General features: G+C 42.4%; 18 protein-coding genes and 1 pseudogene. 12 read left to right on the top strand and 7 right to left on the bottom strand.

Annotated elements, in window-relative coordinates; translation table 11 throughout:
• Nucleotides 1–41 precede the first annotated feature (41 nt).
• The 4 genes from SORDD16_RS01070 to SORDD16_RS01055 all read right to left on the bottom strand — a co-directional run bounded on the left by SORDD16_RS01070 (nucleotide 42) and on the right by SORDD16_RS01055 (nucleotide 3,895).
• A complete protein-coding gene (locus tag SORDD16_RS01070; RefSeq protein ID WP_061452014.1) occupies nucleotides 42–953 on the bottom strand; it encodes a PTS system mannose/fructose/sorbose family transporter subunit IID in 912 nt (303 codons plus the stop codon).
• A gap of 14 nt (nucleotides 954–967) precedes the next feature.
• Complete coding sequence (locus SORDD16_RS01065; RefSeq protein ID WP_061452013.1) at nucleotides 968–1,780, bottom strand: PTS mannose/fructose/sorbose transporter subunit IIC; 813 nt, start codon at nucleotides 1,778–1,780, stop codon at nucleotides 968–970.
• A 77-nt stretch (nucleotides 1,781–1,857) separates the two neighbouring features.
• The gene (locus SORDD16_RS01060) at nucleotides 1,858–2,847 is read right to left on the bottom strand and encodes a PTS sugar transporter subunit IIB (RefSeq protein WP_061452012.1); all 990 of its coding nucleotides are present in this window, start codon (nucleotides 2,845–2,847) and stop codon (nucleotides 1,858–1,860) included.
• Between the two features lie 235 nt (nucleotides 2,848–3,082).
• Nucleotides 3,083–3,895: a Cof-type HAD-IIB family hydrolase gene (locus SORDD16_RS01055; protein WP_061452011.1), complete on the bottom strand. Its 813-nt coding sequence runs from the start codon at nucleotides 3,893–3,895 to the stop codon at nucleotides 3,083–3,085.
• Nucleotides 3,896–4,084: 189 nt separating this feature from the next.
• Between SORDD16_RS01055 and SORDD16_RS01050 the strand changes: the two genes are divergently transcribed.
• The 7 genes and pseudogenes from SORDD16_RS01050 (at nucleotide 4,085) to SORDD16_RS01020 (ending at nucleotide 11,470) form a co-directional block, all read left to right on the top strand.
• Nucleotides 4,085–5,521, top strand: coding sequence for an NCS2 family permease (locus SORDD16_RS01050; RefSeq protein ID WP_061452010.1), 1,437 nt, complete (start codon nucleotides 4,085–4,087; stop codon nucleotides 5,519–5,521).
• A 70-nt stretch (nucleotides 5,522–5,591) separates the two neighbouring features.
• Nucleotides 5,592–6,299 (top strand): CPBP family intramembrane glutamic endopeptidase, encoded by a 708-nt coding sequence (locus SORDD16_RS01045; protein ID WP_061452009.1) that lies wholly within the window; start codon nucleotides 5,592–5,594, stop codon nucleotides 6,297–6,299.
• Between the two features lie 114 nt (nucleotides 6,300–6,413).
• Nucleotides 6,414–7,358 carry a dihydropteroate synthase gene (gene folP, locus SORDD16_RS01040; protein ID WP_061452008.1) on the top strand — a complete coding sequence of 315 codons (945 nt, stop codon included), beginning with the start codon at nucleotides 6,414–6,416 and terminating at the stop codon, nucleotides 7,356–7,358.
• 1 nt (nucleotide 7,359) lies between these two features.
• Nucleotides 7,360–8,680, top strand: a pseudogene (locus SORDD16_RS01035) (bifunctional folylpolyglutamate synthase/dihydrofolate synthase).
• Complete coding sequence (gene folE, locus SORDD16_RS01030; protein ID WP_061452006.1) at nucleotides 8,661–9,215, top strand: GTP cyclohydrolase I FolE; 555 nt, start codon at nucleotides 8,661–8,663, stop codon at nucleotides 9,213–9,215. Before SORDD16_RS01035 ends, folE begins: the two are co-directional and overlap by 20 nt.
• Nucleotides 9,216–9,372: 157 nt before the next feature.
• Nucleotides 9,373–10,194, top strand: coding sequence for a 2-amino-4-hydroxy-6-hydroxymethyldihydropteridine diphosphokinase (gene folK, locus SORDD16_RS01025; protein ID WP_061452005.1), 822 nt, complete (start codon nucleotides 9,373–9,375; stop codon nucleotides 10,192–10,194).
• A complete protein-coding gene (locus SORDD16_RS01020; RefSeq protein WP_061452004.1) occupies nucleotides 10,187–11,470 on the top strand; it encodes a hypothetical protein in 1,284 nt (427 codons plus the stop codon). The genes folK and SORDD16_RS01020 overlap by 8 nt, the downstream gene beginning before the upstream one ends.
• 49 nt (nucleotides 11,471–11,519) lie before the next feature.
• Here SORDD16_RS01020 and SORDD16_RS01015 read toward each other — a convergent pair whose 3' ends face one another.
• A complete protein-coding gene (locus SORDD16_RS01015; protein WP_061452003.1) occupies nucleotides 11,520–11,837 on the bottom strand; it encodes a DUF960 domain-containing protein in 318 nt (105 codons plus the stop codon).
• Between the two features lie 206 nt (nucleotides 11,838–12,043).
• Between SORDD16_RS01015 and ccpA the strand changes: the two genes are divergently transcribed.
• Nucleotides 12,044–13,054 (top strand): catabolite control protein A, encoded by a 1,011-nt coding sequence (gene ccpA, locus SORDD16_RS01010; protein WP_061452002.1) that lies wholly within the window; start codon nucleotides 12,044–12,046, stop codon nucleotides 13,052–13,054.
• Between the two features lie 40 nt (nucleotides 13,055–13,094).
• Here the strand turns inward: ccpA and SORDD16_RS01005 are convergent, their stop codons facing one another.
• Nucleotides 13,095–14,057, bottom strand: a complete 963-nt coding sequence (locus SORDD16_RS01005) for an asparaginase (protein ID WP_061452001.1) — start codon at nucleotides 14,055–14,057, stop codon at nucleotides 13,095–13,097.
• A 65-nt stretch (nucleotides 14,058–14,122) separates the two neighbouring features.
• Here SORDD16_RS01005 and SORDD16_RS01000 point away from each other — a divergent pair, with 65 nt between their 5' ends.
• Nucleotides 14,123–15,508 carry a Cof-type HAD-IIB family hydrolase gene (locus tag SORDD16_RS01000; RefSeq protein ID WP_061452000.1) on the top strand — a complete coding sequence of 462 codons (1,386 nt, stop codon included), beginning with the start codon at nucleotides 14,123–14,125 and terminating at the stop codon, nucleotides 15,506–15,508.
• Nucleotides 15,509–15,543: 35 nt separating this feature from the next.
• Here the strand turns inward: SORDD16_RS01000 and SORDD16_RS00995 are convergent, their stop codons facing one another.
• Nucleotides 15,544–15,996 (bottom strand): universal stress protein, encoded by a 453-nt coding sequence (locus tag SORDD16_RS00995; protein ID WP_061451999.1) that lies wholly within the window; start codon nucleotides 15,994–15,996, stop codon nucleotides 15,544–15,546.
• Nucleotides 15,997–16,163: 167 nt separating this feature from the next.
• Here SORDD16_RS00995 and SORDD16_RS00990 point away from each other — a divergent pair, with 167 nt between their 5' ends.
• The 3 genes from SORDD16_RS00990 to rpmH all read left to right on the top strand — a co-directional run bounded on the left by SORDD16_RS00990 (nucleotide 16,164) and on the right by rpmH (nucleotide 18,100).
• Entirely contained in the window at nucleotides 16,164–16,463 is a 300-nt protein-coding gene (locus tag SORDD16_RS00990; protein WP_061451998.1) for a hypothetical protein, read from the top strand.
• 143 nt (nucleotides 16,464–16,606) lie between these two features.
• Complete coding sequence (locus tag SORDD16_RS00985; RefSeq protein WP_061451997.1) at nucleotides 16,607–17,821, top strand: pyridoxal phosphate-dependent aminotransferase; 1,215 nt, start codon at nucleotides 16,607–16,609, stop codon at nucleotides 17,819–17,821.
• Between the two features lie 144 nt (nucleotides 17,822–17,965).
• Complete coding sequence (gene rpmH / locus SORDD16_RS00980) at nucleotides 17,966–18,100, top strand: 50S ribosomal protein L34 (protein ID WP_061451996.1); 135 nt, start codon at nucleotides 17,966–17,968, stop codon at nucleotides 18,098–18,100.
• Nucleotides 18,101–18,322: the final 222 nt, after the last annotated feature.

The raw sequence follows: 18,322 nt of genomic DNA, 5'->3' as shown, positions 1-18,322 counted from the left end.
TAATCCTGATTCTTTTTTATCTATATTCTCGATGGCTTGGATTACATGATACCGAAGAAACGAGCTGCAATACCTACTGCAAAGAGAGCAAGGATGATTGCGATTGGTGATACTTTTTTCTTAAGCAACCACATGCAAAGGAAAGTAAGGAGAAGTCCCATCAATCCTGGAATCAATGAGTTCAACTGACCTTGAAGAGTTTGTGGTTGAACGCTGTCCAAACTCAAACCTCCGAGTGCTTGACCAAGGATTCCTTTCAATTCTGAACCTGTTACAGCACCTTCTGGGAAGTTGATGTAAGCCCCTTCTGCCAATTGTTTACCTGGAAGATTAACAGTAAAGTTGATAGATACCCAACGTTGTACAAGAACGGCAAGGATAAACATACCAAGGATAGAAGCTCCTTTAGTGATGTCTTTCAAGATACCACCAGACATGTCTTTAGTGATTTCAGATCCAGCTTTGTAACCGAATTCTTGTGTGTACCATAGGAAGGCCATACGGATAGCATTCCATCCAAAGAAGAAGAGAAGGGGACCAACAATATTACCAGATGCAGCAAGTGATGCACCAAGGGCTCCAAGGATAGGACGAACTGTAAACCAGAATACTGGGTCACCGATACCAGCAAGAGGTCCCATCATACCGATCTTAACCCCTTGGATAGCCGCGTCGTCGATTTCAACACCGTTAGCGCGCTCTTCTTCAAGTGCAAGAGTAACCCCCATGATTGGAGCAGCGACGTATGGGTGAGTGTTGAAGAACTCAAGGTGACGCTCAAGTGCAGCCGCTTGATCTTCTTTTTTAGTGTACAATTTTTTGATAGCTGGGATCAATGAGTAAGCCCAACCCAAGTTTTGCATACGTTCGTAGTTCCAAGAACCTTGAAGGAATTGTGAACGCCACCAAACTTTTTGACGATCTGATTTTGATAATTGAATTTTTTCAGCCATGATTGTTCCCCTTTCTAGTAGTCTTCTAGGATATCACCGATTGGGTCGTTAGAAGTCGCAGCTCCGCCGCCACCGTTTCCACCTTGTTTTGTAAGGTTAAGGTAGATGAAGGCAAGGGCAACACCGATGACACCAAGGGCAATCAAAGTCAATTGAGAGATTGCTGCAAGAGCAAAACCGATAGCGAAGAATGGCCATACTTCACGAGTTGCCATCATGTTGATAACCATAGCGTAACCAACGGCAACGACCATAGCACCACCGACAGCCATACCACCATTCAACCATTCTGGCATTAGACCAAGAGCGTCTTTAACAGCAGAAGCTGGGATAGCAATAAGGAAGGCTGCAGGGATAGCGATACGAAGACCTTGAAGAACAAGGGCAAAGTAGTGAGCGCGTTCAACGGCAGCAAAGTTTCCGTCTTTAGCAGCAGCATCAGCTGAGTGAACCAAAGCAACTGAGATTGTACGAACAATCATTGTCAAGAAAAGTCCAGCTACGGCAAGAGGGATAGCTGTTGCAGTTGCAACGGCGATACCATCAGTAGTAAAGTTACCACCTTTGATCAAGATGATCGCTGCGGCAACAGATGCAAGGGCAGCGTCAGGAGCTACAGCAGCTCCGATGTTTGCCCAACCGAGGGCGATCATTTGGAGAGATCCACCAAGCATAACACCTGCTTCGAGGTTACCAGTTGCAAGTCCGATAAGGGTACATGCGACGATTGGTTGGTGGAATTGGAATTGGTCGAGGATACCTTCAAGACCTGCAAGGAAGGCAACAACTACAACCAAGATAGCAGAAATGATTGAAATATCTGACATGGTTTTATTCCTTTTCTATTTAATTATAATAAAGTGTAAAATCTTTCTTCCGAGAGTTCGAGAGAAGAAGATTCTAATTATTGAACGTTCGCTTTGTTAATCAAGTCAAACAAATCTTTTTTCGTGTCGTTTGGTACTTTACGTACGTCAAATTCAACACCGAGGTCACGCATTTTTTCAAATGTTGCAACGTCTTCTTTGTCCATAGACAAAACGTTGTTGATCATTGTTTTACCTGTTGAGTGAGCCATAGAACCGACGTTAAGGGTCTTGATTGGCACGCCACCTTCGATAGCACGAAGTGCATCTTGTGGAGTTTCAAACAAGATAAGGGCATGAGTTTCGCCGAAACGTGGATCTTTTGCAACGTCAATCAATTTTTGGATTGGAACAACGTTGGCTTTTACTCCATTAGGAGCTGCTTGTTTGATCAATTCTTTACGCAACTCGTCGTTTGCAACGTTGTCTGAAGCAACGATGATACGGTTTGCTTTCGAATCTGGTGTCCAAGCAGTTGCAACCTGACCGTGAAGGAGACGAGTGTCTAGACGAGCAAGGTTGATTTTCAGTTTACCGTCACCGATAACTGTTCCTTCTGGAATAGCAGCTTGGGCAACTGGAGCAGCTGCAGCAGTTGCAGCTGCCTCAACTGGGTTAAGCTCTTCTGGAAGAGCTTTGATGCCATCTTTGGCTTCTTTAATGATATTCGCAGCGACTTTTTCCACACCTGCATTCGCGTCCATAAGGCGCTCTGTGTAGGCTTGGATCAACATCGGCAAGTTAAGTCCTGTGATGATGGCAAACTTACGTTCTGGATTTTCTCCCATTACGCGGCTAGCTTGGTTGAATGGAGATCCACTCCAAAGGTCAGCCAATACTAGAACCTCATCTTCTGCGTCAAATGCAGCCACAGCGTTATTGAATTTAGCGTAAAGGTCATCTGGACCTTCATTTGGCATAAAGGTTACAACTTGAACCTTTTCTTGTTCACCAAAGATCATAGATCCTGACTGATGAATACCCGCAGCAAATTCGCCGTGGCTCGCAATAATGATTCCGATACTCATTATTGTCATTCCTCCTTATAAAATGTTTGACTCTTAGTTTTTAAGAAAACTTTAAGACTAATATTAAGTATAAACCGTTTTCAAATAAAAATCAACTATTTCTCATAAATATGTATTATTTTCAACGAAAATCCGCCTGCGATGTTAATATATAAATATTTTGTAAAACGATACAAAGTAGATTGATTGAAAAATGTGAAAATCAAAAAAGCTAGCACAAGCTAACTTTTGAGTGTCATAGGAATAAATTTTGTAGGGTATGGGCGACACCATCTTCATCGTTTGTCAAAGAGAGCTGTTTATCTGCATATGGTAGCAAGGTGGGGTTGGCATTCTTCATAGCATATCCCCTGTCTGCAAAAGCTAGCATTTCGGTGTCATTGTGCTCATCACCGAAGGCAATTAGATCTTTTTTATCACGGTTCATAATATTGAGCAAATACTCTAAGGCAAAGGCTTTGTTTACTCCCTTTGGAGTGCATTCGAGAATGTTGAGGGGACCTCCCCAGGTATTGATGGATAGCTGATGTTGGTAAAAACGATTCATCTCCTCAGCTAGAGCGTATTTATCTTCAGCTCTTGTTTGCAAGAGGATGCAGTTAGGATCCTTGGTTACGCATTCAGGCTTAAATTGATTTTCCGGTTGGAAGTTTTCTACGCCAAATAGTTTAGGATCTGCAATTTCTTTATTAGGGGCTGTAATGTAAAATTTCTTTCGATATTCTCCTGCAATAAAGTCAGCTTGAATATCTTCTTTGCGTTCGACCATATCCAAGAGGTATTTTTTGTCCAAAGTCAAACATTTTTCATGCTTCCAAGCCTGTCCTGGTAGATGAGTGAGGGAACCATTGAAGTTGATCATGGGTGTGTGCAACTCTAGCTCTTGATAAAATTCTTTTGCCATACGATAAGGGCGCCCAGTAGTGATGATGACATGGTGTCCTTCTTCTGATATTTTTTTGATAGTCTTTTTGGTGAAATCGGAGAGTTTGCTTTCTGAGTTAAGCAGGGTTCCGTCCAAATCAACTGCGATAATTTTTTTAGTCATATAAACCGTCCTATATAGTATATTCTAGATAAGGTGTCTACTATTATATCAAAAAGAAAGCAGAAAAACAGACTTGAAACTGATAGAGAGGATTTAGTTTGTTAAATAAATCAAGCAAACATATTGAAAAGGTGAATGATAAATGGTATAATACTCATATTGTTCGTAAAAAACAAAAGGAGATTTATAATGGACAAACTATTTAAACTAAAAGAGAATGGAACAGACGTTCGTACAGAAGTTCTCGCTGGTTTAACCACTTTCTTTGCAATGAGTTATATCCTCTTTGTAAACCCAGAGATGCTTAGTCAAACAGGAATGCCTGTGCAAGGTGTCTTCTTGGCAACGATTATAGGGACGGTTGCAGGGACACTGATGATGGCATTTTATGCCAATATTCCCTATGCACAAGCTCCTGGTATGGGCTTGAATGCTTTCTTTACCTACACGGTCGTGTTTGCTTTGGGCTACACTTGGCAAGAAGCTTTGGCTATGGTTTTCTTGTGCGGAGTTATTAGTATTATCGTGACCTTGACAAAGGTTCGGACGATCATCATTCATGCGATTCCGGAAACGCTCAAGCATGCTATTTCAGCTGGTATTGGTGTCTTTCTAGCCTATATTGGTATTAAAAAAGCTGGTTTGTTGAAGTTTTCGATTGATCCAGGAACTTATACAGTAGCAGGAACAGGGGCGGATCAGGGTCAGGCTGCCATTACTGCAAATGGAATGGCAACCCCGGGTTTGGTTGATTTTAACAATCCAGCTGTTCTAGTGGCTCTCTTTGGTATCATCATCACGATTTTCTTTGTTTTGAAACGCGTTCGAGGAGGAATTATCTTATCTATTGCTGCAACAACACTGGTTGCGATTGCTGTCGGAGTTGTGGATTTAGGTTCTGTGAATTTCGCCTCAAATAACCTAGGTGCTGCAATCAATGACTTAAAAACAATTTTTGGTGCAGCGCTTGGTAGCGAAGGTTTGGGTGCCTTGTTCTCTGATGCATCTCGCATTCCAGAGGTGCTAATGGCAATTTTGGCCTTCTCTTTGACAGATATCTTTGACAACATTGGAACTCTCATCAGTACAGGACGCAAGGCAGGTATCTTTAACGTAGCAGATGAAGAGGCCGCCAAAGATTCAGCAGGTCTTCAAACGAAAATGGACAAGGCCTTGTTCTCAGATATGGTAGGAACAACGATCGGTGCAGTAGCCGGAACCTCTAATGTCACTACCTATGTAGAGTCTGCTGCAGGTATTGAAGCAGGAGGACGTACAGGTCTGACAGCTTTGGTTGTGGCGATTCTCTTTGCGGTTGCTAGCTTCTTTAGCCCTTTACTTGCAATCGTTCCAACTGTTGCAGTTGCTCCGATTTTAATTATCGTGGGGATTATGATGCTGGCGAGCCTAAAAGATATTGATTGGCATGACTTGTCAGAAGCAGTACCGGCTTTCTTCACCTCTATCTTTATGGGATTCAGCTACTCAATCACACAAGGAATTGCAATTGGTTTTTTGACCTATACCTTGACAAAAATTATTAAGGGTCAGGCAAAAGAAGTGCATGCAATGATTTGGATTTTGGATGTCTTGTTTATCCTTAACTATATCAGTATGGCAATCTAAATAACTACAGGTTAAAAGGAGACAGTTCATTCATAGTCTGTCTCCTTTTCTTAATAAGGAGGCAGTAATCATGGAAAATAAAAGTATCTGGAAAGAAATTGTCAATAGAGGGATTTGGATTTTAGTTTTGCTACTTGCTTTAGGATTGTCGCAACTCCCTCTTATTTTATCTATATGGCTTGTCAGATTTCAATTCCCCCTTTTACAGTCAGGTTTGTTGGTAGCACTACTTTCTATCATGGTGGTTGTCACTTTTATTATAGGTGCACGAAAAACACAGCTTGCTACCTTTAATCTCTCATTTTTCAAAGCCAAAGACTTAGCTCGCTTGGTATTGAGTTATCTAGTGATTTTTGTTACCAATCTGTTTGGTTCAGTTTTGCTTCGCATGATGAATGAGACAACGACCAGCAATCAGTCAACACTCAATGGCTTGTTTCAAAATATTTCCTTAATTTCAACTTTCTTCTTGCTTGTAGTAGTTGCTCCTATTTGTGAGGAAATTTTGTGTCGTGGGATCATTCCTAAAAAAATCTTCCGTGGCAAGGAAAAAATTGGTTTTATTGTCGGGGCGCTTGTCTTTGCCCTGCTCCACACTCCAACCAATTTACCTTCTGTGATTATTTATGGAGGGATGTCAACAGTTTTGACCTGGACAGCCTACAAGACTAATCGTTTAGAGATGTCAATATTGCTCCATATGATTGTCAATGGCATTGCCTTTTGTTTGATAGCCTTGCTAGTTTTGATTAGTAGAAATTTAGGCCTGTCGTTCTAAATGACATTCTAAAGCAATGACTCGCTTGGAAAGATGAATGCTAGCGTATCCATCTTTTTCTTTTTATGGTAAAATAGAGAAATAATGTGGTGAAAAACCCTGAGGAGTGACCGTATGTCTAATAAAGCTAGTCAGACAAAAACAGCTATTTGTGGAATTATCAATGTAACCCCAGATTCCTTTTCGGATGGTGGTCAGTTTTTTGTTATTGAAGATGCAGTCAAGCAAGCTCAAAAACTCATTGCAGAAGGAGCAACTATGCTGGACATTGGTGGGGAGTCCACTCGGCCGGGCAGTTCATATGTGGAAATTGAAGAGGAAATCCAGCGTGTTGTTCCCGTGATTAAAGCTATTCGCAAGGAAAGTGATGTTCTCATTTCTGTTGATACTTGGAAGAGTCAGGTGGCAGAGGCTGCTTTGGCTACCGGTGCCAATCTGGTCAATGATATCACAGGTCTTATGGGTGATGAAAAAATGGCTGATGTGGTTGCTAAGACTGGAGCGAAAGTTGTCATCATGTTTAATCCAGTTATGGCTCGACCCCAGCACCCTAGCTCGCTCATCTTTCCTCATTTTGGATTTGGTCAAGCTTTTACAGAGAAAGAGTTAGCTGGTTTTGAAAAAATGCCAATCGAAGATTTGATGAAGTCTTTCTTCGAACGAGCCTTAGCAAGAGCGGATCAAGCTGGGATAGCACAAGAAAATATCCTGCTGGATCCGGGGATTGGCTTTGGTCTAACCAAGAAGGAAAATCTGATCCTTCTACGGGACCTTGATAAACTACATCAGCAGGGATATCCAATATTTCTTGGTGTTTCGCGCAAGCGATTTGTCATTAATATCATGGAGGAAAATGGTTTTGAAGTCAATCCTGAGACCGAACTTGGTTTTCGCAATCGGGACACGGCTTCGGCTCATGTGACCAGTATCGCTGCGAGACAGGGTGTCGAAGTAGTGCGCGTGCACGATGTAGCCAGTCACAAGATGGCGGTTGAAATTGCATCAGCTATCCGTCTGGCAGATGATGCGGAAAATCTAGATTTGAAACAATATAAGTAAGATGAACGAAATTCAAAACAATCAGTGGATTGCCCACTACCGTACGGACCAACCGCATTTTGGTTTGGAACGAATGGTGGAACTCCTAGCTCAGCGTGGCAATCCCCATCTCAAACTCAAGGTCATCCATATCGGAGGAACCAATGGAAAGGGTTCGACCATTGCTTTTTTGAAAAAGATGCTGGAAAAGCTAGGTCTGAGAGTTGGCGTGTTTAGTTCGCCCTATCTCATTCATTATACGGATCAGATTAGCATCAATGGGGAATCCATCCCAGAAGCGAGGCTAGAAGTCCTCATGGCAGACTATCAGTCTTTGCTTGAGGGGGAATCTGCTGACAATTTGCAGGGAACAACCGAGTTTGAAATTATCACAGCTCTAGCTTATGATTACTTTGCCTCAGAGCAAGTAGATGTAGCCATCATGGAAGTCGGCATGGGTGGCCTTCTGGATAGTACCAATATTTGCCAGCCAATTTTAACAGGAATTACGACCATTGGACTGGATCATGTGGCCCTACTAGGTGATACCTTAGAAGCCATAGCAGAGCAGAAGGCTGGTATTATCAAACAAGGTATTCCCTTGGTGACAGGTCATATTGTTCCTGAAGCCTTGACTGTGATCGACCCTATTGCAGAAGCTAAAAATGCACCTAGACTTGCCTATGGAAGTGATTACCAGGTTCGTCATCAAGAAAGCGTGATAACGGGTGAAATCTTTGATTATACCAGTTCTGTCAGACAAGGTCGCTTTCAAACAGGTTTGCTTGGCTTGCATCAGATAGAGAATGCGGCGATGGCGCTTGCTCTCCTGGACACTTATTGTCAAGAGACTGGACGAGAATTAGCAAGTAATGACTTAGTTGCTCAAGCCCTTGAGGAAACCAGATGGCCAGGGCGCTTAGAGGTCGTGTCTAGTGACCCCTTGTTGCTTTTAGATGGGGCCCACAATCCCCATGCTATCAAGGCTTTATTAGCAACCTTGCAAGGCCGATTTGCCGACTTTCACAAGGAAATCCTTTTTACCTGTATCAAAACCAAGGCCTTGGAGGATATGTTGGATTTGCTAGAAACAGTGCCAGATAGTCAATTGACTTTAACCCATTTTGACGATAGTCGGGCGACTGATGAAAGCGTGCTGAAAGAGACGGCTAAGTCTAGAAATCTTAATTACCAAAATTGGCAAGAGTTTTTAGAACAGAAAATGGTAGAAGATGGAGAGAAAAAACAGTTAGGATTGTCACGGGCTCCTTGTATTTCTTGAGCCAAGTGAGAGCCTTTCTGATGGAGAGGAATAACTAGAGAATGGATACACAAAAGATTGAAAGAGCTGTAAAAATGATTATCGAGGCTGTCGGTGAGGACGCTAACCGCGAGGGATTACAGGAAACACCTGCTCGTGTAGCCCGTATGTACCAAGAGATTTTTTCAGGTCTTGGCCAAACTGCTGAGGAACATTTGTCAAAATCCTTTGAGATTATTGATGATAATATGGTAGTGGAAAAGGATATCTTTTTCCACACCATGTGTGAGCACCACTTCTTGCCCTTTTATGGGAGAGCTCACATTGCCTACATTCCAGATGGTCGGGTGGCAGGCTTGTCTAAGCTAGCCCGTACGCTTGAAGTTTATTCTAAAAAACCACAGATTCAAGAACGTTTGAATATCGAAGTGGCCGATGCCTTGATGAATTATCTGGGGGCTAAAGGAGCCGTTGTTGTCATTGAGGCCGAGCATATGTGTATGAGCATGCGTGGTGTCAGAAAACCAGGTACTGCGACTTTGACAACAGTCGCTCGTGGTCTATTTGAAACAGATAAGGACCTCCGAGATCAGGCTTATCGTTTAATGGGACTATAATACTCTTCGAAAATCTCTTCAAACTACGTCAGCTTCCATCTGCAACCTCAAAACAGTGTTTTGAGCAGCCTGCGGCTAGCTTCCTAGTTTGCACTTTGATTTTCATTGAGTATAAAAAGAATCCGCTTTATGCGGATTTTTCTAGAAAGGACTAGTTATGGATCAACTGCAGATTAAAGATTTGGAAATTTTTGCCTATCATGGTCTCTTTCCAAGTGAGAAAGAATTGGGGCAGAAGTTTGTCGTTTCAGCCATCCTATCCTATGATATGACCAAGGCGGCGACAGACTTGGATTTAACGGCATCTGTCCATTACGGAGAACTGTGTCAGCAGTGGACGACTTGGTTTCAGGAAACCGCTGAGGACTTGATTGAAACGGTAGCTTACAAACTAGTTGAACGTACCTTTGAGACCTACCCTCTTGTCCAAGAGGTTGAGTTGGAACTAAAAAAACCTTGGGCTCCAGTGCATTTACCGTTGGATACCTGCTCGGTGACCATTCACCGTCGTAAGCAGCGAGCCTTTATCGCTCTAGGAAGCAATATGGGAGATAAGCAAGCAAACTTGGAGCAAGCCATTGACAAACTGCGAGTTCGTGGTATCCATATTCTCAAAGAGTCCAGTGTCTTGACGACGGAGCCTTGGGGTGGTGTGGAACAGGATAGTTTTGCCAATCAGGTGATTGAAGTAGAAACTTGGCTTCCAGCACCAGTCTTGTTAGAAACTTTGTTAGCCATTGAGTCAGAAATGGGACGGGTGAGAGAGGTGCATTGGGGGCCTCGTTTGATTGACTTAGATTTACTCTTTGTAGAAAACCAGGTCATCTATACAGACGACCTCATCTTGCCTCATCCTTATATAGCAGAACGCCGCTTTGTTCTTGAGCCTTTACAGGAAATAGCTCCCCATTTTATCCATCCAATCTTAAAACAACCAATTCGCTACTTGCTTAGCCAGTTGGAGCAAGGAAATGCCTAAACTTTCCGAGACCTATAGCAAGTGGAAGAGCATTGGGGAAGGCTTGCTTGCTATTGTTTTAGGGATTCTCTTGATTCATTTTGGACAAGTTATCCCACGGATGGGGTACCAGTTGCTGATGGGCTACTTTTCCTTATCAGCAGTTGGGAACTTGTTTACTCGCTGGTTTCAGGATAAAAACCGCAGGGAAAACATCTTTGTAACCTTGGCTAAGTTGGTGGTCACGGCTCTCGTGTTTGACTCCATCATCTTGCAAGACCTTGCCCTCTACTTTCTGGTTTTTGTCCTTGCAAGCTATCAGCTGTTTACGGGAGTTATTAGCCTAGTGACTTGGTCTCTCTATCGAAAAAATGCCATTCATCCACGGATTCATCGTCTTTTCGATGCCGTATGGATGATAGGATTTGGAATTTATAGCATCTCTCCTTTTCATGATGCGGCGAATTTTGAATTACTCTTACTAGGATTCTACTTGCTCATGCTAGGAGGCAGTAGTCTTCGGGATGGTTTCTTTTTTGAAAAGCTAGTAAACAACCCCAAGCTGAAGCGCCACATGCGAGTGACACTACCGATATTTGTAACAGCCCTGATTCCTATCAGTACCTTGCGAAAGTTAAATGAATGGTTTTCCAGTCATGAGAGCAAGGAGAGGGGAGTCCGTTCAGAAAGAAAAAACGACCAGACGGTTGATTTGGAAATTTTTGTCCATACCTCAGAAACCTCTTTCTTTCTCGCTATGGGACATGTGGATATTTGTTATCAAGGGACGGTCATTTCCTATGGTTCGTATGATCCCTCCTCGGAGCGTTTATTCGGCATGGTCGGAGACGGTGTTTTATTTAAGGCCAATAGGGAAAAATACATTGAACTCTGTAAGAGGGAAAGTCAGAAGACCTTGTTTGCTTATGGTTTGAGTTTGACAGACCAACAGAAAGCAGCTATCCAAGCTCGTTTGGCAGAAATAGAAGACCTGTTAATTCCTTGGGAACCAAGCTCACAGTTGATGAAAAGAAGAGAAGGAGAGGTCAAACATACCTACTCCTATCAGTTAAAGCATGAAGCGGATGCGACTCTCTATAAATTCAGCTCATCTAAGTTTAAGACCTACTTTGTTCTTAGCACTAATTGTGTTTTACTGGCAGACTCTATTGTCGGAAAGGCCGGAACGGACATATTGAGCCCGCAAGGCTTCATTGTTCCAGGAACTTACCAGGATTACCTTGACTTAGAGTACACAAAACCAAACGGTCTAGTTGTTAGTCGCTCCATTTATTAGAAAAGAAAACTCTAACTCCTCGGCAGTTTGCGCCAAGAAGCTAGAGTTTTTAAAATAAGTCATTTTCTTCTGGAAGGAGGATGGTTTCTCTGCCGTCCATATCTAAAACAAGTACCCTAGGAGGGTAAAGAGGGTCAAACGGATGGCTAAAATCAAAATCAATGCTCGTCGGCAGGTGCTGGCTAGAGAAATGGAAGGTGATAGTCCCCTCGTTATTGAGAAGTTGAAACTCTAGCTCTTCTTCTAATTCGAAGACATTTTTCAAAAAATGATCTATAATATACCAGAAAGAATCGATGACATCGTCAGGTAAGCTAGTCACAACGCCAAAACTGGCCGAACGTCTCTGAGTATCCGTAAAAGCCATGGTGTCTCCCTCCTTTGCTTTTTTCTTATCATACAGCAAATTGGTCTAAAAATCAAGAGAAGTTTCTTCTTTTCTAAAAAACAAGAACATGGGATGAAATTTTTTCAAAGATTCTCTAAAAAATACTTGAAAGTGTTTACAATAAGTGATAAAATGGAGTAAGTAGGTGTATGAAAGCGAAATTTTCAATATAGAAAGGAAACGGAATGAACACAGATGATACAGTAACAATTTATGATGTTGCCCGTGAAGCCGGTGTTTCCATGGCAACGGTTAGCCGTGTAGTTAATGGCAATAAGAATGTCAAAGAGAATACCCGTAAAAAAGTTCTAGAGGTGATTGATCGTCTTGACTACCGTCCAAATGCGGTAGCGCGTGGCTTGGCCAGCAAGAAAACCACGACAGTTGGTGTTGTGATTCCAAATATCACTAATGGTTATTTTTCATCTCTAGCTAAAGGAATCGATGATATTGCTGAAATGTACAAATACAACATCGTCCTTGCTAATAGTGATGAGGACGATGAGAAGGAAGTTTCAGTAGTCAACACTCTCTTTTCAAAACAAGTAGATGGAATCGTCTTTATGGGATATCACTTAACTGAAAAGATTCGTTCGGAGTTCTCTCGTTCACGGACACCGGTTGTTCTTGCCGGTACTGTGGATGTAGAACACCAACTTCCAAGTGTCAATATCGACTACAAACAAGCAACGATTGACGCAGTGAGCTACCTTCTAAAAGAAAACGAGAAAATTGCTTTTGTGAGTGGACCACTAGTCGATGATATCAATGGCAAGGTTCGTTTGATTGGTTATAAAGAGGCGCTAAAAAAAGCAGGAATCTCCTACAGTGAAGGATTGGTCTTTGAGTCTAAATACAGCTATGACGATGGTTATGCCTTGGCAGAACGTCTAGTTTCTTCACAGGCCACAGCCGCAGTTGTAACAGGTGATGAATTGGCTGCGGGTGTGTTGAATGGCTTGGCGGATCATGGTATTTCTATACCGGAAGAGTTTGAAATCATCACGACAGATGACTCTCAGATTGCACGATTCACTCGTCCAAACTTAACGACAATTGCTCAACCTCTATACGACCTTGGTGCTATCAGTATGCGTATGTTGACCAAGATTATGCATAAGGAAGAGTTGGAAGAACGTGAAGTTCTCTTACCTCACGGTTTGACAGAACGTCGTTCGACACGAAAACGTAAATAGAAAAAATCAGGGAATCGAGAAGATTTCCTGATTTTCAATTTTAACCTTCCATGTAATTGCGAAGTTCTTGTCCTTTTAACCCAGCGTTGATAGCAATCAATAATTTGAGGCGAGCTTTTTGAGCATTGAGTTCTTTGACAAAGAAAACGCCAGACTCTTGTAATTGAACCCCTCCGCCCGAATAGGCGTAAACGGGCTCTGCAATACCATTAAAGCACCGTGAGACCAAGGCGACTGGAATTCCTTTTTGGAGGAGATTTTCTAATTTTTGAGCTGTTTCTTTGGGAATATTACCTGCTCCAAAGGCCTGAATGACTAAGCCATCCAGCTGTTCCAGGTCTAACATATCGATCAGCTCGTCTGTCATGCCTGCATAGGCTGAGATGATGGGAACCAGACCTTGAATATGTTCGAGATCAAACCGGACACGAGGTTCAGCCGTTTTGAAGTAGAGGATTTCTTGCTTCATGATGAGACCAAGTGGTCCATGTGTTGGGGTTTGAAAGGTGCTGACGTTGGTCGTATGAGTTTTGGTAACATACTTGGCTGCGTGGATCTCATCGTTCATGACGACCAGCACCCCCTTGTCGGTTGCTTTATCATCGCTGGCAACTCGCAAAGCGCTCAGATAGTTATAAACACCATCGCTGCCCAGTTCATTGGAACTGCGCATGGCGCCTGTTAGAACGATGGGGATGGGTGGAATTTTCATGGTATCAAGGAAGTAAGCTGTTTCTTCTAAGGTATCTGTACCATGTGTGATGACAACTCCATCGTAGTTATCAGCTTCCTCTTTGATTTTATGATAGAGTGCAAGCATATGCTTGGGTTTGATATGGGGGCTTGGCAGATTAAAAAAGTCTAGGGCATGAACCTCAATCCCTTCAAGTGGATTGGAAACATGATTCATGGGATTGTCCTGGCTAGTCACAACTGCCCCAGTGGCGTCAGCTTGCATGGAAATAGTCCCACCTGTATGTAAAACAAGGATTTTCTTAGGCATGAATTACTCACTCTTTCTGAAATGTGGTATAATCATTGTAACACAAAAGGGGAGAATGGGATAGGATGGAAGTCAAAGCTGTTTTTTTTGATATTGATGGAACGCTAGTCAACGATCGCAAGAGTGTTTTGAAATCCACTAAGGACGCGATTAAGATTGTTAAAGAACAAGGGGTACTTGTTGGAGTAGCGACAGGGCGAGGGCCGTTTTTTGTCAAGGAATTGATGGAAGACTTGGACTTAGACTTTGCGGTGACCTACAATGGTCAATACATTTTTAATAAAGAAAAGGTACTCTTTGCAAGCCCAATCGCTAAGTCAAGCCTGCGTCAACTGATTGCTTATGCAAAAAAGGAGCGAAAAGAAATCGCTCTTGGAACCGAGCATGCCGTTGTTGGTTCGAAGATTATGTCATTTGGTCTCGGATCCTTTTCCCAACTGGTTAGTCGTTTTATTCCGACTGTGCTGACAAGAACTGTTAGCCGCTCTTTTAATCGAATGGTCAGCAAGGCAGTTCCTCAAAAGGAAAACGACTTGCTTAACTTGATTAATCAACCCATTTACCAAGTTTTGATGCTGATGACGCCAGAAGAATCTGAGAAGGCAGCAAGTGATTTTGACGACTTGAAATTAACTCGAAGCAATCCTTTTGCCGCAGATATCATTAACCAAGGAAATTCCAAACTAGAAGGCATTCGTCGAGTCGGTAAAGAGTATGGTTTTGATCTCAACCAAGTCATGGCCTTTGGTGATTCAGACAATGACCTGGAAATGTTGGCAGGTGTTGGTATGTCTGTAGCCATGGGAAATGGCAGTAGCAGCGTCAAAGAAGTTGCCAAGCACATTACAGCAAGTAACCAACAAGATGGCATCCACAAGGCGCTCGAGCACTTTGGTGTTTTGGCTTCAGAAAAAGTGTTTGTCAGTCGGGACTACCACTTTAATAAGGTCAAGACCTTCCACCACATAATGGATGAACGAACTCAAGAAGAACCACAGGCATGGGATGCTGAAGGTGCAACCCACCGCGCAGACTTTAAAATTGAAGAATTAGTAGAGTTTGTCCGTGCAGCAAGTTCTTCGGAGGAAGAATTCCAAAACTCCCTTGCAAGCATGCATGAAGCACTTGATAAGGCGGCTGAAAAGGTGAGGCAAAAAACGCCTGCCCAAAAAGATCTAATCGGGCAGGTTGATGCCTTAATTGATACACTGTATTTTACTTACGGCAGTTTTGCCCTGATGGGAGTGGATCCAGAACGCATCTTTGATATTGTGCATGAGGCAAACATGGGGAAGGTTTTTCCTGATGGGAAAGCTCATTTTGACCCTGTTACGCACAAAATTTTAAAACCAGATGACTGGGACGAAAAATATGCTCCAGAACCTGCGATTGAAAAAGAAATTCAACGTCAAATCAAGGCTTATGAACGACATAAAGAGAGAAATAAGTAAGAAAAAAGGGAGCCTAGCAGGCTCCTTTTGTGTTCCTATAATGTTTTTTCTTGTTCTCTCACGACCAGCAAATCAACTTTTGCGTGGCGGAGGATGTATTCAGATGAAGAGCCAACCAAGAGGCGTTCAAAGGCGTTAAGCCCTGTTGCACCGACGAGAATCAAGTCAACATTTTCTGCGTCTGGAATGGTGCGGGCAAGGAGGGTTTTCGGATTTCCCATTTCGATGACGATGTGAATATCCGTCACGCCCGCATCTTTTGCACGTTTTTCGTACTCTTTCATCAAACTTTCAGCATCTACTTGAAGTTCTTCGTAAACTTCAGCGTCAAAGGTAGACACGCTTTGAAGAGCGCGTGTGTCAATAACATGGGCAATGGTGAGTTTAGATTCGTTGCGTAGAGCAGTGTAAACACCTTTGACGAAAGCCAAGTCAGCCTCTTTAGAACCATCAATTGCAACCATAACATTTTGGTAACGTTGTGCCATAATGAAACCTCCTGAAATTTTCTTACTTTTATTGTAATCCTTTTCACTAAAGAAGTAAAGTAAAAATCATATTTAAATAAATATTATCGGAGATTCGATTTGGTGGAGATATGTTAAAATAAAAGAAAACGGGATAGTAGGAAACACAGTGAGAGGAAGGAGAAAGTATGAAAGAGTCTGTTCAAGCTTCTAAAAAAATAAGTTTTCTTTATCATGGAATTATCCTTGCGTCACTTGTAGGAGAAGTAGTGATGGTTTGGCAGCTGGAAAGAGTTGTGCCTGTTCTCTATCGAGGTTTTGTTGGCTTTCTTCTCTTTCACTTAGTCTACCACATCATTTTATTTGTGATTGCAAAGAGAAGTGCTCGCTTGGACTATTTGGTTACGTGGGGGCTCTTTCTCATGTTTAATCTTTTGTATGATTCCTTTTTAGCATTGCTCTTCCTAGGTTTGTCTTTTGGTATGTGAGAAATGATTCTGCATTCTAGTTATTTAGACGGTGAGAACCTAGTCGTTGTGAGTTTTTTTCTTTGCTTGCTCATTTCAGGAAACTTGTCGCCATCCCTTTCTAGTGGTATAATGTTACTATCTCGGTGAATTGAGGAAACAAGATGAAAGAATATAACAAGTCTAGTAAGTTAGAGCATGTTGCTTATGATATCCGTGGTCCTGTGCTTGAAGAAGCCATGCGTATGCGGGCCAACGGAGAAAAAATTCTCCGTCTCAATACTGGAAATCCAGCAGAATTTGGCTTTACAGCGCCAGATGAGGTCATTCATGACCTGATTATGAATGCGCGTGATAGTGAAGGTTATTCAGACTCCAAGGGGATTTTCTCTGCGCGAAAAGCGATCATGCAGTATTGCCAGCTCAAGAAATTTCCAAATGTGGATATTGAGGACATTTACCTTGGAAATGGTGTCAGTGAGCTGATTGTTATGTCCATGCAAGGGCTTTTGGACAATGGAGATGAGGTCTTGGTGCCTATGCCAGACTATCCTCTCTGGACAGCCGCGGTCAGCCTAGCTGGGGGAAATGCCGTTCACTATATCTGTGATGAAGCTGCAGAATGGTACCCAGATATTGACGATATTAAGTCGAAAATTACTTCCAATACTAAGGCAATCGTTCTTATCAATCCAAACAACCCAACTGGAGCCCTTTATCCTAAGGAACTCTTGTTGGAGATTATTGAAATCGCTCGTCAGAACGATTTGATTATCTTTGCGGATGAGATTTATGACCGTATGGTGATGGATGGGCATGTGCACACGCCAGTCGCAAGTCTCGCGCCAGATGTTTTCTGTGTCAGCATGAATGGTCTTTCAAAATCCCACCGTATTGCTGGCTTCCGTGTAGGATGGATGGTCTTATCTGGTCCTAAGACGCATGTCAAGGGCTATATCGAAGGGCTCAATATGCTGTCCAATATGCGCCTTTGCTCTAATGTTTTGGCCCAACAAGTCGTGCAAACCTCGTTAGGTGGGCACCAGTCAGTGGACGAATTGCTTCTTCCAGGTGGACGGATTTACGAGCAAAGAAACTTCATTTACAATGCTATTCAAGATATCCCAGGTTTGTCTGCGGTCAAACCCAAGGCTGGGCTTTATATCTTCCCGAAAATTGATCGCAATATGTACCGCATCGATGATGATGAGCAGTTTGTTCTTAATTTCTTGAAGCAGGAAAAGGTTCTCTTGGTTCATGGTCGCGGCTTTAATTGGCAAGAACCAGACCATTTCCGTATCGTTTACCTCCCTCGTGTGGACGAATTAGCGCAAATCCAAGAAAAGATGACACGTTTCTTGAAACAGTATCGTAGATAAGGCTTTCATAGGGAAAAGCAGGAAACATTTCCTTAGAGCTATTGACAAATAGGTAAGAATCAGATAGAATAGTAAAGTATGTTTAGTAACTGATCACTTTATAGCCGGCTAAACGAATACAAAATCTATGAGGAGGTATTCATCGTGAAACGTACTTATCAACCAAGTAAACTTCGTCGTGCGCGCAAACACGGATTCCGTCACCGTATGTCAACTAAAAACGGTCGTCGCGTATTGGCAGCTCGTCGTCGTAAAGGACGCAAAGTTTTGGCTGCATAATCCAAACGAATTCAACAAAGAAGTCAGTAGGAACTCGAGTCTACTGGCTTTTGTTTTGCATTGAATAATGAATTTTCCAATGAGTCATCCATTTCAGATGAAGGTTTTATACTCATTTAAAATCAAAGTGCAACTATTTTATTGACAGGTAGCTCAAGAAATATCGTAGGTCTGATATATACGTTGAAGTACAAGAGATAATTCTAGATAGGACTTTATTCT

The organism is Streptococcus oralis (genome assembly GCF_001578945.1).
GTDB lineage: Bacteria > Bacillota > Bacilli > Lactobacillales > Streptococcaceae > Streptococcus > Streptococcus oralis_Q.
This window is presented reverse-complemented; position numbering and strand designations above follow the sequence as displayed.

Bases quoted from the DNA above. Each gene is read 5' to 3' on its own strand.
- SORDD16_RS01070 (WP_061452014.1), bottom strand. From the start codon at position 953: ATGGCTGAAAAAATTCAATTATCAAAATCAGATCGTCAAAAAGTTTGG.
- SORDD16_RS01065 (WP_061452013.1), bottom strand. From the start codon at position 1,780: ATGTCAGATATTTCAATCATTTCTGCTATCTTGGTTGTAGTTGTTGCC.
- SORDD16_RS01060 (WP_061452012.1), bottom strand. From the start codon at position 2,847: ATGAGTATCGGAATCATTATTGCGAGCCACGGCGAATTTGCTGCGGGT.
- SORDD16_RS01055 (WP_061452011.1), bottom strand. From the start codon at position 3,895: ATGACTAAAAAAATTATCGCAGTTGATTTGGACGGAACCCTGCTTAAC.
- SORDD16_RS01050 (WP_061452010.1), top strand. From the start codon at position 4,085: ATGGACAAACTATTTAAACTAAAAGAGAATGGAACAGACGTTCGTACA.
- SORDD16_RS01045 (WP_061452009.1), top strand. From the start codon at position 5,592: ATGGAAAATAAAAGTATCTGGAAAGAAATTGTCAATAGAGGGATTTGG.
- folP (WP_061452008.1), top strand. From the start codon at position 6,414: ATGTCTAATAAAGCTAGTCAGACAAAAACAGCTATTTGTGGAATTATC.
- folE (WP_061452006.1), top strand. From the start codon at position 8,661: ATGGATACACAAAAGATTGAAAGAGCTGTAAAAATGATTATCGAGGCT.
- folK (WP_061452005.1), top strand. From the start codon at position 9,373: ATGGATCAACTGCAGATTAAAGATTTGGAAATTTTTGCCTATCATGGT.
- SORDD16_RS01020 (WP_061452004.1), top strand. From the start codon at position 10,187: ATGCCTAAACTTTCCGAGACCTATAGCAAGTGGAAGAGCATTGGGGAA.
- SORDD16_RS01015 (WP_061452003.1), bottom strand. From the start codon at position 11,837: ATGGCTTTTACGGATACTCAGAGACGTTCGGCCAGTTTTGGCGTTGTG.
- ccpA (WP_061452002.1), top strand. From the start codon at position 12,044: ATGAACACAGATGATACAGTAACAATTTATGATGTTGCCCGTGAAGCC.
- SORDD16_RS01005 (WP_061452001.1), bottom strand. From the start codon at position 14,057: ATGCCTAAGAAAATCCTTGTTTTACATACAGGTGGGACTATTTCCATG.
- SORDD16_RS01000 (WP_061452000.1), top strand. From the start codon at position 14,123: ATGGAAGTCAAAGCTGTTTTTTTTGATATTGATGGAACGCTAGTCAAC.
- SORDD16_RS00995 (WP_061451999.1), bottom strand. From the start codon at position 15,996: ATGGCACAACGTTACCAAAATGTTATGGTTGCAATTGATGGTTCTAAA.
- SORDD16_RS00990 (WP_061451998.1), top strand. From the start codon at position 16,164: ATGAAAGAGTCTGTTCAAGCTTCTAAAAAAATAAGTTTTCTTTATCAT.
- SORDD16_RS00985 (WP_061451997.1), top strand. From the start codon at position 16,607: ATGAAAGAATATAACAAGTCTAGTAAGTTAGAGCATGTTGCTTATGAT.